Origin of the sequence: Fusobacterium mortiferum ATCC 9817, assembly GCF_000158195.2 — a bacterium.
GTDB classification, from domain to species: domain Bacteria; phylum Fusobacteriota; class Fusobacteriia; order Fusobacteriales; family Fusobacteriaceae; genus Fusobacterium_A; species Fusobacterium_A mortiferum.
This window is the reverse complement of the sequence record NZ_GL987988.1, coordinates 305,653-319,889: the sequence shown is the minus strand read 5'-3', so window position 1 is coordinate 319,889 and position 14,237 is coordinate 305,653. Positions and strand designations below refer to the sequence as shown.

Sequence of the window (14,237 nt, the reverse complement as noted above, 5' to 3'; positions counted from 1 at the left end):
TTAAAAGATGAAATAACTTATAAAGGTGAGAAAATTGAAAAAAGTACTAATAATAGAAGATGACAAGAATATAAGAAGATTTCTTCAATTAGAATTAGAGCATGAAGGATATAAAGTTATTATTGGAGAAAATGGAGAAATTGGTATTAATAAATTTAAAAATGAAACTCCTGATATTATTCTTCTTGATTTAATGATGCCAATTTTAAGTGGAGAAGAAGTTTGTAAAATTATAAGAAAAACTTCAGAAATTCCTATTATAATTTTAACTGCTAAAGATCAGACACTAAATAAGATAGAACTACTTGATATGGGAGCTGATGATTATATTACAAAACCTTTTGAAATAGAGGAACTTTTTGCTAGAATGAGGGTTGCTCTTAGAAATAAAAAAGAATTTAAAACACATAATACTATCACATATGAGAATTTAAAATTAGAGATAGATTCAAAAATACTATTTAAAGGAGAAGAAAAAATATTCCTCACTAAAAAAGAATATAATATTATGTATCTTTTTTTACTAAATAAAGAAATTGTTATATCACGTGAAAAAATAATTGAAGAAATTTGGGGGTATGATTTTGAGGGAAAAGATAAAATTGTAGATGTATATATTAATCTTCTTAGAAAAAAAATAGAAAATAAAAATGAAAAATATATTCATACAGTTAGAGGCTTTGGCTATATATTAAAAAAAATTATTAAAAATGAAGGAGAGTCCCTATGAAAAAATTATCCTATGAGCTGATGAAGAGTTATAGAAATTTAATAATTTTATTTTCAATATCTTATATGATAACAATGCTTTTCTTTTCTTCTTATATAAAAAATGCAGCCTATTTAGATATAGAGGTAATCAACGGATTTATAAATTATGAAATGAATGGAATAGAAGAAAAACTTAAAAAAGGAGAAAATTTTGAAGAAATATTTTTAGAAGCTTTAGAAGAGTGTCCTAAAATTCAAGGAATAACAGTTATTTTTAAAAATACGGGTAAATACTATTCATATGATTTAAAAGAAGAATTTATTAATCTTTTAAATGAAACAAATATATATGAAGAAATCCAGAGTTTAGGCTTCTATAAATATGAATTTTTAAATAAAAAAATAGAAATAGATGGGAAAAATACAATTGAGATTTTAATTATAAAAGATATGAAAGAAGATAGAAAAATAATTCTTAGTATACTTGAAGCTTCTTTTGTTTTAATATTTATAACTATTATTACAAGTATAGTTATAGCAAAAAGATTTTATAATAAAATTATACCACCTTTAGAAAATTTAAGAGATATTACAAATAAAGTGAATCTTGAAAATATGAATTATAAATTAGAAAGTAAAAATAACTTTGTTGAATTTAATTCAATAATAAATTCATATAATAATATGCTTAAAAGATTACAATCACAAACAGAAGCACAAATTAATTTTGTAAATAGTGCTTCCCACGAAATGAAAACACCTATTTTTATTATAAGTGGTTATATTAATCTTATAAAAAGATGGGGAATTGAAAATAAAGATATTGTAATAGAAGCTCTTAATTCAATAGAAGAAGAAACCAAAAATATGTCTTCTCTTATTTCAAAACTTTTATTTCTAGCAAAAGATGACTATGATGAGAAAGAAAACAAGAATTTTAATATTTCAAAAGCTATAACAGAAATTATAAATGATTTAAAAATTATTTATCCAAATCAAAAAATAAATTTTTCTTCTAAAAAAAGTTTCATTAATTCTGATTATCATCTTATAAGACAACTTTTTTTAAATCTTATTGAAAATGCTATTAAATATGGGAGAGATAAAGAGATTTATATAAATATAAGAGAAAATAAAAATATAATAGTAGATATTATTGATAATGGGGAAGGTATTAGTCAAGAAAATTTAAAACATATTTTTGATAGATTTTTTAGAGTAGATAAGGCAAGAAGTAGAGAAATGAAAAGTCATGGACTTGGTCTTTCAATAGTAAAAAAAATAGTAGAAACTTTAAATATCGACTTAGATATAAGAAGTGAATTAAATAAAGGAACTATTGTTACTCTTACTCTTCCGTTAAAATAAATTTATATAAAATAAAAAGGAGTTGTAATCTAATGAGTAGAATCATAAGTTAACAACTCCTTATTTGTCAATTAAAATTTATTAATTACTCTTCAGTAGAAGAAGTTCCATATTTAGATAATAGCTCTTGATTTTCTCTTCTCTCTTCTTCTAATTCTATTTTCTTAATAGATAATTTTATTCTTTGTTTCTCTTTATCTATTTCAACAATTTGAGCTTTTACAACATCTCCAACTTTAAATTTATCTTTTAAATTTTTAACAAAGTCTTTAGATGCCATTTGAGCAGGTACAAATCCATCTACACCTTTACTTAGATTTAAGAATAATCCAAAATCCATAATATTTTTAATCTCTTTCTCTACTGTTTGTCCTACTTTATAAGTTTCTAAAGCTACTTCCCATGGACTCTTAGTTAAAGCTTTTATACTTCCTTTTATTTTATTATCTTCCATATTTAACTCTATAACTTTAAAGTCTACAGTATCTCCTACAGAGAATTTTTTATTAGGTTCTCCTTGCCAATTATAATCAGATTGGTGGATGAATACATCTACTCCAGGCTCAACTTCTGCAAATAGTCCAAATGGTTTTACTTCTAAAACTTTTGCTGATAACTCTTTTCCAACAGCAAATCTCTCCTCAGCAGTATCCCAAGGATTTTCACAAAGTTGTTTTATTCCTAATTTTAATTTTCTTTCAGCTGGTACAAACTCAAGAACTCTAACTTTTACAGTATCTCCCACTTGTACAAACTCTCCAAGATTAACTCTTTTCTTATTCCAAGTGAAGTCAGACATATGGATAAGTCCCTCTACTCCATCAGCTATTTCTACAAATACTCCATAAGGAAGTAATTTAGTAACTTTTCCTTCTACAACTGAACCTACTCCTACAGTTTCAGCTACAACATCCCAAGGATTTCTTGTTAAAGCTTTTATAGAAAGTTTTATATTTTTCTTTTCAGCTTCTAAAGAGATTATCTCTCCTTTTATTATATCTCCCTTTTTATACTCATCAGTTAATTTTTCTAATTTTTTCCAAGAGATTTCAGAGATATGTACAAATCCTCTTAAGTGTCCTATTTTTACTGATAATCCAAAGTCTAAAACATCAGTTACTTCAGCTTCAACTACATCTCCTACTTTTAATTGAGAAAACTCTTGTTCCTCTTTTTGTAGAGTGATATCTTTTCTTGAGAAAGTTATTTTTTTAGTTTTCTTATCTTTTTCTGTTTGGATATCTTTTATCATAAGTTGAACTTCTTTACCTATGAAGTTATCTCCATCTTTCATATTAATTTCTGATAGAGAGTTAGGTAAGAATCCTTGATGGAACATAGCTTCTACCATATATCCACCTTTTATTCTCTTTACAATTTTTCCTGTAATTATCTCTTTTTTTTCAAAAGCTTCTTCTAATTTTTTTAGATTATCTTCCATATCAATTCTTCTTCTTGAACCGATTATGAATTCTCCATCTTCAGTTTCTCCAACTAAAAGTATCTCTACTTCATCACCTATGTTATAAGCTAAAAGCTCTTCGTTTCTAACTCTAACACTTGTTGGTTGTCCTTGTACATCAAGATAAGCAAAGTTTCTATCTCTTTGTGCTATTATTCCTGTTGCTCTTACCCTTGTTTTTTCCTCTGCTGGTAAGTACTCATTTAGCAGAGCTTCAAATTCATCATAATTTTCGTTGTTATACATTAATGAATCCCCCTTATTTGATTTTCTATTTTAATTACTATTTCTTCTGGTGTTGAGGCTCCTGCTGTTATACCTATTTTATTCTTCCCTTCAAACCACTCTTTTTTTAAGTCATTCTCATCTTGAATTAAATATGTATTAGGATTATAACTAATTGAAATATCATATAACTTCTTAGTATTTGAACTAGTTTTTCCTCCTACAACTATGAGCATATCTACTTGTTGAGCTAATTCTTCTACAGCTTCTTGTCTCACTTGAGTAGCACCACATACCTTATCTAATATTTTAACATTTTGATAGCTATTTTCCAAATAACTTTTTATTTTTTCCAACTTTTTTTTATTTAAAGTTGTTTGCGTCAATAGACAGTACTCTTTTTTAGGATCTATCTCTATACTTTGTAGCTCTTCTAAGTCATTACAAACAGTTACCCTTTTTCCAAAAGAGATTATCCCCTTTACTTCAGGATGGTTTTTATCTCCTATAAATAATATATCATACCCTTTTTTTTCCATTTCTACAAGAGTTTTTCTTATTTGAGTTACAAATACACAAGTAGCATCATATATCTCTACCTCTTTTTCTTTTAGAATATTAAAAATTCTTTCTGAGGTACCATGAGCTCTAATTATTACAATATCTCCCTTTTGTAACTCATCTTTTCCTTGTAAAATATCCATCTCCTCTACAATTTTAAATCCTTGTTTTGAAAGTTGGTTTACTACATGCTCATTGTGGACTAACATTCCCAGTATATATATTCTTTTATCTCTATTTTTCTCATCGCTAGAAACTTTATGACACATACTAATAGCTCCAGCAACTCCAAAACAAAATCCCATATGCTTTGCTCTTATTATCTCCATAACTATTCCTCATTAAATTTTTTTACTTCTATTAAATCTACTAATGCATCTAACATCTCATCTTCATCAGGACCATCAGCTATAAGCTCCAATTTTCTTCCTTGTTCAGCTGCTAATAGCATAAGACCCATTATACTCTTACCATTTATCTCTTCATCATCACATTTTACAGTTATATCTGAATCAAATCCTGTAACAAGTTGAACAAACAGTGATGATGGTCTAGCATGAAGCCCCGCTTTATTTTTTATCTCTACTATTCTACTTTTCATTTTTTAAAATCTCCTAATTTAATAATTTATATACTCTTTTAAAATATTTTTTACTTGCTCTTCTGTTTCACAACTTAAGATATTCTCTCTTATATTTTCTAAAGTTTTATACTCTAAACCTCTTACTAAAGATTTAGCAGATAGAATTGATGATTCTACCATACTTAAATCCTTTATCCCTAAGCTCAATAATGCAACTATCGCTTTTAAATCCCCTGCCATTTCTCCACATACAGAGATTTTTTTATTATATTTATCTGCTGCTTTTTTCACATGATATATAGCTCTTAACACTGCTGGATTAAATGAACTATATAATTCTCCAACTGTTTCAGATAATCTATCTGTAGCTAGTATATATTGAGTTAAATCATTGCTTCCAACGCTAAAAAAATCTATCTCTCTAGCAAAAGCCTCTGCCATCATTATTACTGATGGTACCTCTACCATTATACCTACTTCTATATTTTCATCAAAAGGAATATTTTCTTTTCTTAAATCTCCTTTTACTTTTTCTAATACTTTATTTGCTTCTCTTACTTCTAATAAAGTAGTTATCATAGGATACATTATTTTTATGTTTCTCTCATTTGAAATTCTAAGTATAGCTCTTAACTGCGTTTCAAAGATATCTTGATATTTTAAGGAAAATCTTATTCCTCTCAATCCTAAAAATGGATTTGCTTCATTTGGCATTTTAAAGTATGAAAGCTGTTTATCTGCTCCAATATCTAATGTTCTTATTATAATGGGTTGCTCCTTTGAAAGACTATTCAAGATTTGTCTATATTTTTCTAACTGCTGTTCTTCAGTTGGAAAGGTTTGACTCTTCATATATATTAATTCTGTTCTAAGAAGTCCGACTCCTTTTACTAATTCTCTATCAATTTCATTGATTTTATCATGTTCACTATCTCCCAAATTCAAATACAGATTTATGTTTACTCCATCTTGAGTTACACTTGGAAGATGAGCTCCCTGTTTTATCAAATTGAGTTTCCTTAAGAATTTTTTTCGTTTCTTTTCATACTCTTTTATCTCTTCATCTGTCGGGTCTGCTATTACACATGTACTTTCTTCAGTTGTATCCAGTATAATTTTTTCTTTCCATTTATGATTAAAGACATCATTTACTCCCATTAGTGTAGGAATCTTCAAAGCTTTTGCTAATATAGCTAAATGAGAGGTTGTCCCTCCATATTCCATTATAATCCCTTTCAATTCGACTCCCTCTTTGTGGAGCTTTAAAAGTTCTGTTGGATAAATTTCTTTTGTTATTAATATTTTATTATTAAACTCTTTATAATCTTCATTTTCACTCTTTAGAGCTTCAATAAGTCTATTACTTACATCTTTAATATCCAACATTCTCTGTCTATATACAGGGCTATCTATATTTTCAAATAATCTTACAAACTTTTCAGTTGTTTCTTTTACTGCATACTCAGCTTTTTTTTGTTCCTTTTCTATTAACTTTTTTATATCAGAAATATACATTGGGTCTTTCAATAATAAAATATGTGCCTCTATTATTTCTAATTCTTTTTCATTTACTTTTCCCTTCAAATCAATTTTTAAATTTTTTAAATCAGAAATTGATTTTTTTATTCCTGCTTCCAGTCTTAAATTCTCTTTTCCTATCTCTTCAAAGGGGATATTTTCCTTTTCATTTTGCAAATTTGTGTCTATATCTAAATAAATCTCTCCTATTACAATTCCTTCATATACACAATTTCCTGACAATCGTTCCATAAAAAAATTCCACCCCTTTCTATCAGCTCCTATACTACATAAAATTATATCTTATTTTGGAATTTTTTTCAATTTTTTAATTGTATAAAAAAGTTTTTTAAAAAATTATTGATTATATTACGAACATGTGTTAAAATCTCTAATAAATAATTAATTTCATAAATAAATTTTGTATTAAAACTAAAAAATATATATAATGTTTGTTTAGAAATTTTATTATTTAGTCTATATTTATAAGGAGGATTTATTAAATGAACACAATGTTAGATGTCTTTGGAGTAAATTATTTTTCAGAGCTTGAATTAAAAAGCAGGGTTCCTAGTTCTGTTTTTAAAAAATTTAAAGCAGTTCAAGCCGGTGAGGCCGAAATGTCTTTTGAAGTAGCCGATGTTATAGCTAACGCTGTAAAAAGCTGGGCAACTGAAAAAGGTGCCACTCACTTTACACACTGGTTCCAACCTCTTACTGAACTTACTGCTGAAAAGCACGAATCTTTCATTTCTGTTACTTCTGAAGGGACTATTATGTCTCAATTCTCTGGAAAAGATTTAATAAAAGGTGAAGCTGATACTTCTTCTTTCCCAAATGGTGGATTAAGGTCTACTTTTGAAGCTCGTGGATATACAGCTTGGGATACTAGTTCTCCTATGTTTATAAAAGGAGAAGGAATGACTAAATCTCTTTATATTCCTACTGCTTTTGTTGGATATAATGGAGAAGCATTAGATAAAAAAGTTCCACTTTTAAGATCTATAAAATCAGTTGAAGCACAAGCACTAAGAATTCAAAGACTTCTAGGTGATTTTAACACAAAACATATCAATGTAACTCTTGGAGTAGAGCAAGAGTATTTCCTAGTAGAAAAAGAGTTCTGGGATAGAAGACAAGACTTAGCTCTTGCTGGAAGAACTCTATTTGGAAATCTTCCTCCTAAAGGACAGGAGATGAATGATCACTACTATGGTACTATTAAAGAAAGAGTAGAGATTTTCATGTCAGAGTTAGATGCTGAGCTTTGGAAACTTGGAGTTATGGCAAAAACAAAGCATAACGAAGTTGCTCCTAACCAATTTGAAATAGCTTTAATGTTTACTTCAGCTAACGTTTCAGTTGACCAAAATCATCTAGCTATGGATACTATTAAAAAGGTAGCAAATAGACATGGTTTAGCTGCACTTTTACATGAAAAACCTTTTGCTGGGGTAAATGGTTCTGGAAAACACTGTAACTGGTCATTAGCTACTGATATTGGAGTTAATCTTTACGATCCTGATAATTTAAAACCTGATAATTTACAATTCCTACTTTATACTATGGCAGTTATTGAAGGAATTGATAGATATGCTGATGTTTTAAGAGCTTGTACAGCTACTCCTGGAAATGACCATAGACTTGGAGGACATGAAGCTCCACCAGCTGTAATATCTATATTCTTAGGAGAGCAATTACAAGAGTTATTTGAAAATATTGGAAATGCTTCTTTCTTAGAGACTGCTGATATCAATGAAACTATTGATATTGGAGTACGTATCCCTAAAATTGCAAAGGATTTATCTGATAGAAATAGAACTTCTCCATTTGCTTTTACAGGAAATAAATTTGAATTTAGAATGCCAGGTTCAAGTGCTTCAGCTTCTACACCTGTATTCATGATAAATACTATTGTTGCAGATATTTTGAAAGAATATGCTGATATTTTAGAAAAAACTGATCCTACTAAAAATATTAATAAATATATAATTAAACTTATAAAAGAAAGATACAATCTTCATAAGAGGATAATCTTCAATGGAAATGGATATGAAAGCTCTTGGATAGACAAAGCAAAAGAGCTTGGACTTTCAAATCTAAAAAATACAATAGAGGGTATTCCTGTATATATTAGAGAGGAGACTATTGAATTATTTGAGAGAAATGGAGTCCTTACAAGAAATGAACTTTACTCAAGATTTAAAGTATATAGTGATAGATATAATAAACAAACTAATATTGAAATCTCAACCGCTATAAGAATGGCTAGAAATGAGATTTATCCTTGTGTTATTAAATATGTAACTAATATTTCTCAAATGATAAATAGTGTAAGAGAAGCTTTAAAAGAGGAAGAGTTTATCCAATTTGATAAAGAGCATCTAATAAAAGTTATTAATTTTAAAAATCAACTAAAAAATTGTATAACAGATTTAAATGAAGGATTAAAAGTGGCTACTGCAATAGCTGACGAATATGAAAGAGCTTGTTACTATAATAATGAGCTAGTTCCTATGCTTAACCAAATGAGATATGTAGTTGACTCATTAGAGTTATTAGTTGATAAGACAGTATGGCCTATCCCTACTTATTACGATTTATTATTTAGATTATAATCTGCAACAAAAGAGACTGTTGCAAATTCTTAAATTGAAATCAAAAAATAAAAACATTTAACAATATAAAAGGAAAAAAGTTTACTTCAAATTGCTAGTGCTTATGCACTGCTCATTATAGTAAATTTTTTTCCTTTTTTATAAATATTATTTTTAACTTGCATTTATTATGACTAATTTAGTATAATTAAGATAAGAAAAAATATATTTCTAGGAGGAAATCTATGTCAGTATTATTTATTAATTATCCTAAATGTAGTACATGTGTTAACGCAAGAAAATGGTTAGAAGAGAATAAAATAGAGTTTGAAAGTAGACATATTGTTGAAAATAACCCTACAAAAGAAGAGTTAAAAAAGTTTATAGCTCTAAGCGGATTACCTGCAAAAAAATTCTTTAATACAAGTGGTATTTTATACAGAGAGATGAACCTAAAAGAAAAACTTGCTACAGCTACTGAAGAGGAGATGGTAGAAATTTTATCTTCTAATGGTATGCTAGTTAAAAGACCTCTAGTAGTTACAGATAAAGGAGTTTTAATTGGCTTTAAAAAAGATAAGTGGGAAGAGTTTTTCAAATAATAGGAGGTATTTATGAATAAGCTTTATAAAATTGATAGAGAAATTTTTGAAGCAATTGAGGCAGAAAAGAAAAGGCAAAATGAAGGGATTGAATTAATAGCATCTGAAAACTTTGTATCTGAAGCTGTACTTGAAGCAGCTGGAAGTATAATGACAAACAAATATGCTGAAGGTTATCCTGATAAAAGATACTATGGTGGTTGCCATATTGTAGATATAGCTGAAAAATTAGCTATTGAAAGAGCTAAAAAACTTTTTAATGTAAATTATGTAAATGTTCAACCTCACTCTGGTTCACAAGCAAATATGGGAGTCTATAAGGCACTTCTTAATATTGGAGATACAGTTTTAGGAATGAAATTAGATCATGGGGGACATCTTACTCATGGAAAAAATGTAAATTTCTCTGGAAAAGATTATAATATTGTTTCGTATAGTGTTTCTAAAGAAGACGAAAGAATAGATTATGATGAAGTAGAAAGAATAGCTCTTGAAACTAAACCAAAAATGATAATAGCTGGAGCTAGTGCATATTCAAGAGTAATAGATTTTAAAAGATTTAGAGAGATTGCTGATAAAGTTGGAGCTTATTTAATGGTAGATATGGCACACATAGCTGGACTTATTGCTGCTGGGGTGCATCCTTCACCTGTTCCATATGCTCATGTAGTAACTACCACTACTCATAAAACACTAAGAGGTCCTCGTGGTGGAGTAATTATGACTAATGATGAAGAGATAGCTAAAAAAATTGATAAAACTATATTCCCTGGAATACAAGGTGGACCACTTATGCATATAATAGCTGCTAAAGCTGTGGCTTTTAAAGAGGCTTTAACTCCAGAATTTATAGAGTATCAAAAGCAAATTGTAAAAAATGCTCAAACTTTAGCAAAAGTATTAGAAAATGGTGGACTTAGAATAGTAAGTGGTGGAACTGATAATCATATGATGCTTATAGATGTAAAATCTAAAGGGCTTACTGGAGCTCAAGTTGAAAAAGCATTAGATATGGCTGGTATAACTGTAAATAAAAATGGTATTCCTTATGATACTGAAAAACCTATGGTTACAAGTGGAATAAGAGTAGGAACTCCTGCTATGACAACTAGAGGAATGAAAGAAAAAGAGATGGAAGAGATTGGAAGCTTTATTCTTAGAGTTATGGAAAATATTGATAATGAAACTGAACTTTTAAAAATAAAAGAAAAAGTTAAAGCTCTTTGTTTAAAATTTCCACTATATCAATAATATAAAAAGAGAGTTTCATATGAAACTCTCTTACTTTTATATTCTCTCTAAAATTATAGAGCTGCTTTTGCAGTTTCTGCTAATTTTGTGAACTCAGCTGCATTATTTAAAGCGATATCAGCTAAAACTTTTCTATCTAATACGATTCCAGCTTTCTTAAGTCCGTTCATTAAAGTTGAATATGTTAATCCATTTAATCTAGCAGCTGTATTTATTCTGATGATCCATAATTGTCTCATTCTTCTCTTAGTTACTTTTCTATCTCTTGTAGAGTAAGCTGCTGCTCTCATTGTAGCTTGTTTAGCTTGTTTTATAACGTCACCAGAAGCACCTCTAAATCCTTTAGCTGCTCTTAAAACTTTTTTATGTTTTCTTCTTCTAACTATACCAGTTTTAACTCTCATTACATTTCCTCCTGACTATTTCACACAAAAATTTGATTATGATAAATTAATTATCTTCCTACTCCATATGGTAATAAAGCTTGCATATGTCTTGTTAAAGTCTCAGTTACTACGAAGTCTTTCTTTAAGTTATTTTTTCTCTTTCTATCTTTTTTAGTTAAGATATGGCTTTTTCCTGAGTGTTTAATTACAAATTTACCTGTTCCTGTAACTTTAATTCTTTTTCTAGCTCCTCTATGAGTCTTCATTTTTGGCATAATAATGTCCTCCTCTCAAATATCTAAATCTGTTTTATTATTAATTATTTTTTTGGTGATAAGATTATATGTTTTTGCTTATCATTGTATTTTTTATCAGCTTCAGCTATCTCAGCAAATTTTTCAGCTATCTCATCAAGTGTATCTACACCTAATGTAGCATGCATCTTTTCTCTTCCAAATAACACTAATGTTACTTTTACTTTATTTTCTTTTTCTAAGAATTTCTTAATTTGAGACATCTTAGTTTCTAAATCATGGCTATCTATTCTAGCTGTTACTTTTACTTCTTTTACAACTGTTTGTTTTTGATTTTTCTTAGCTTCTTTAGCTTTTCTAGTTTGCTCATATCTGTATTTTCCAAAATCCATGATTTTACATACAGGTGGCTTTGCAGTAGCCGCTATTTCCACTAAATCTAATCCCTCTTGTCTAGCTAATTCAAGTGCTGCATTTGCACTCATTACTCCTAATTGTTCCCCAGAAGATGAGATTATTCTAAACTCTTTTCCTTTAATTTTTTCATTAATTCTAATTTTATCAGTAATAGTAAGCACCTCCATTTTTAATTATAAATAAAAAACAGGACAAACTATGCCCCGTATCTCAACTTTTATAATAAACAAATGTTAATTCTCATTTTTAAAAGTTTTTACCTTGTGTAAGCTCTTAGTAGCCCATAAGGTGAGAAACAGGTAGTTTCTTCTTTAATCTCTATTTAATTACCTATATAATTATATTCGATTTACTACAAAAAGTCAAGTATTTTCTTTATTTTTTCTAACTAGCTATTTATCTTAGCTCTAAGTAAATTTACTCCTAAAACTATAAAAATTGTTCCAGAAACTCTATTAATTATTTTTCCAAAACTTTCATTTTTCTTTAAAAACATTGCTATAAATGATGCAAAAATAGAAAGAGATACACACCATACTCCTGAAATAGCAAATGAAGTTAATCCTAAAATTGCAAAGGGAATTGCTCCATAGTTATTTGCTGTATCTACAAATTGTGGTAAGAAAGCTAAGAAAAACAGTGCAACCTTTGGATTTAAAATATTAGTTATCATTCCTTGAAAAAATGATTTTTTTAGATTTTCTTTAGGGCCCTCTCCTTCTGCTACTAATAAACTATCTTTAGCTTTGATACTTTTTATTCCCATATAAACAAGATACATCGCACCTAAAAATTTTACTATATTAAATGCTGTAATCGAATTTCTTAAAATAAGAGATAATCCAAAAGCAGCTAAAAAAGTATGCACTAATATTCCTGAACATATTCCTAATGCTGAATAAACTCCAGACTTTCTACTATTGATTATAGATTGTCCCAATATAAACATAGTGTCACTTCCAGGTATCAAAGCTAAAATTATACATGATGTTATATACATTTCATAGTTTATAATCCCTAACATACTTTCTCCTTTTTCATTACTTTTTTATAGTATAGATTATATTTTTACTATTTTTATTATTTACATAAAAAAAGAGAGCATAAACTCTCTATATCTTATTAAAATTTAAAGTGGCGCGCCCGAGAGGAATCGAACCCCTAACCTTCTGATCCGTAGTCAGACGCTCTATCCAATTGAGCTACGAACGCAGTTTTATAAAAAAAGGGTAGTTTTACTACCCGTTTAATTTCAAATGGCGGTGAAGGAGAGATTTGAACTCTCGGTACCGTTTATAGGTACTCTCCCTTAGCAGGGGAGTGCATTAGGCCACTCTGCCACTTCACCGTTTATGGCGGAAGATCAGAGATTCGAACTCTGAAGCCTTGCGGCGCCGGTTTTCAAGACCGGTTCCTTACCAATTAGGATAACCTTCCAAGCACATAAGATAATATCATATATTTTTATTTTTGTCAAATATTTTTTTAATTATTATTATTTTTTAAACTCATCTCTTTAGATTTTTTGATAGTTTCAGTTACAGCCTTAATAACAGCTCCTCTAAATCCTGCCTCTTCTAAATATCTTACTCCTACTATTGTAGTTCCTCCAGGTGAACAAACATTATCTTTTAATTCTCCTGGATGTTTTCCACTTTCTAAGAATAACTTTCCACATCCTACTAAAGTTTGCCCTACTAATTTATAGGCATCACTTCTTGGTAATCCCTCATATACAGCTGCATCAGCAAGAGCCTCTATAAACATAAACATAAAAGCAGGAGATGAACCAGAAGCTCCAATTACAGCATCAAATAACTCCTCTTTTGTTTCAATAGCTACTCCAATTTTTTCAAAAAGCTCTTTAAAAAACTTTTTCTCTTCTTCTTCTATATTTTCATTAAAAGCATATGCTATACATCCCTCTTGAACCATAAGTGGAAGATTTGGCATAGTTCTTACTATCTTACTATTTCTATTATCTATTTCATCTAAAATATTTTCCATAGTTATTCCAGGTGCCATAGCTACAATTATCTTACTACTATTAACATTATCTTTTATCTTATCTATTACATCAAAATATACATTAGGTTTTATTGCTAAAAATATAATATTACACTCATCAACTACTGCTACTTCATTCTCTAAAATATTAATATTATATTTTTCTGATATTTCTTTACCTTTTATTTTATCATATACATATATATTATTTAATTCTACCATTTCTGAGTTTATAATACCTTTTAAAAAGGCTTCTCCCATATTTCCACAACCTATAAATCCTAACTTCATAACA

The 14,237-nt window shown here is 28.6% G+C and carries 13 protein-coding genes, 3 tRNA genes and 1 pseudogene; 5 read left to right on the top strand and 12 right to left on the bottom strand.

Features of this window, described 5'->3' with window-relative positions:
• The first annotated feature begins 34 nt into the window (after window positions 1-34).
• On the top strand, window positions 35-730 hold the full coding sequence (locus tag FMAG_RS02565; protein WP_005883753.1) for a response regulator transcription factor: 696 nt from the start codon (window positions 35-37) through the stop codon (window positions 728-730).
• A complete protein-coding gene (locus tag FMAG_RS02560) occupies window positions 727-2,079 on the top strand; it encodes a sensor histidine kinase (protein WP_005883752.1) in 1,353 nt (450 codons plus the stop codon). The genes FMAG_RS02565 and FMAG_RS02560 overlap by 4 nt, the downstream gene beginning before the upstream one ends.
• Window positions 2,080-2,164: 85 nt before the next feature.
• On the opposite strand, the gene FMAG_RS02555 is transcribed toward FMAG_RS02560, so the two are convergent.
• From FMAG_RS02555 to ptsP, 4 genes are read right to left on the bottom strand one after another with little or no spacing between them, the layout of a single operon-like run.
• Window positions 2,165-3,787: a 30S ribosomal protein S1 gene (locus FMAG_RS02555; protein WP_040493552.1), complete on the bottom strand. Its 1,623-nt coding sequence runs from the start codon at window positions 3,785-3,787 to the stop codon at window positions 2,165-2,167.
• Window positions 3,787-4,656 carry a 4-hydroxy-3-methylbut-2-enyl diphosphate reductase gene (gene ispH, locus FMAG_RS13715; RefSeq protein WP_040493550.1) on the bottom strand — a complete coding sequence of 290 codons (870 nt, stop codon included), beginning with the start codon at window positions 4,654-4,656 and terminating at the stop codon, window positions 3,787-3,789. The genes FMAG_RS02555 and ispH overlap by 1 nt, the downstream gene beginning before the upstream one ends.
• Window positions 4,657-4,658: 2 nt before the next feature.
• Window positions 4,659-4,928, bottom strand: coding sequence for an HPr family phosphocarrier protein (locus tag FMAG_RS02545; RefSeq protein WP_005883750.1), 270 nt, complete (start codon window positions 4,926-4,928; stop codon window positions 4,659-4,661).
• A gap of 18 nt (window positions 4,929-4,946) precedes the next feature.
• Window positions 4,947-6,680 (bottom strand): phosphoenolpyruvate--protein phosphotransferase, encoded by a 1,734-nt coding sequence (gene ptsP / locus FMAG_RS02540; protein WP_005883749.1) that lies wholly within the window; start codon window positions 6,678-6,680, stop codon window positions 4,947-4,949.
• Window positions 6,681-6,931: 251 nt separating this feature from the next.
• Between ptsP and FMAG_RS02535 the strand changes: the two genes are divergently transcribed.
• The 3 genes from FMAG_RS02535 to glyA all read left to right on the top strand — a co-directional run bounded on the left by FMAG_RS02535 (window position 6,932) and on the right by glyA (window position 10,878).
• Window positions 6,932-9,046: a glutamine synthetase III family protein gene (locus FMAG_RS02535; RefSeq protein ID WP_005883748.1), complete on the top strand. Its 2,115-nt coding sequence runs from the start codon at window positions 6,932-6,934 to the stop codon at window positions 9,044-9,046.
• A 224-nt stretch (window positions 9,047-9,270) separates the two neighbouring features.
• Window positions 9,271-9,627 (top strand): arsenate reductase family protein, encoded by a 357-nt coding sequence (locus tag FMAG_RS02530; RefSeq protein WP_005883747.1) that lies wholly within the window; start codon window positions 9,271-9,273, stop codon window positions 9,625-9,627.
• A 12-nt stretch (window positions 9,628-9,639) separates the two neighbouring features.
• Window positions 9,640-10,878, top strand: a complete 1,239-nt coding sequence (gene glyA / locus FMAG_RS02525; RefSeq protein WP_005883746.1) for a serine hydroxymethyltransferase — start codon at window positions 9,640-9,642, stop codon at window positions 10,876-10,878.
• Window positions 10,879-10,931: 53 nt separating this feature from the next.
• On the opposite strand, the gene rplT is transcribed toward glyA, so the two are convergent.
• The 8 genes and pseudogenes from rplT to proC form a co-directional block, all read right to left on the bottom strand.
• Complete coding sequence (rplT, locus tag FMAG_RS02520) at window positions 10,932-11,282, bottom strand: 50S ribosomal protein L20 (RefSeq protein WP_005883745.1); 351 nt, start codon at window positions 11,280-11,282, stop codon at window positions 10,932-10,934.
• A gap of 50 nt (window positions 11,283-11,332) precedes the next feature.
• The gene (gene rpmI / locus FMAG_RS02515; protein ID WP_005883744.1) at window positions 11,333-11,539 is read right to left on the bottom strand and encodes a 50S ribosomal protein L35; all 207 of its coding nucleotides are present in this window, start codon (window positions 11,537-11,539) and stop codon (window positions 11,333-11,335) included.
• 44 nt (window positions 11,540-11,583) lie between these two features.
• A pseudogene (infC, locus tag FMAG_RS02510) lies at window positions 11,584-12,104 on the bottom strand (translation initiation factor IF-3); the annotation flags it as partial.
• Between the two features lie 219 nt (window positions 12,105-12,323).
• Window positions 12,324-12,959 carry a LysE family translocator gene (locus FMAG_RS02505; protein ID WP_005883741.1) on the bottom strand — a complete coding sequence of 212 codons (636 nt, stop codon included), beginning with the start codon at window positions 12,957-12,959 and terminating at the stop codon, window positions 12,324-12,326.
• Between the two features lie 111 nt (window positions 12,960-13,070).
• Window positions 13,071-13,147: transfer RNA gene (locus FMAG_RS02500), tRNA-Arg, on the bottom strand.
• A 45-nt stretch (window positions 13,148-13,192) separates the two neighbouring features.
• A tRNA-Ser gene (locus FMAG_RS02495) sits at window positions 13,193-13,283 on the bottom strand.
• Window positions 13,284-13,288: 5 nt separating this feature from the next.
• Window positions 13,289-13,372: transfer RNA gene (locus tag FMAG_RS02490), tRNA-Ser, on the bottom strand.
• A gap of 48 nt (window positions 13,373-13,420) precedes the next feature.
• Entirely contained in the window at window positions 13,421-14,233 is an 813-nt protein-coding gene (gene proC, locus FMAG_RS02485) for a pyrroline-5-carboxylate reductase (RefSeq protein ID WP_005883738.1), read from the bottom strand.
• Window positions 14,234-14,237: the final 4 nt, after the last annotated feature.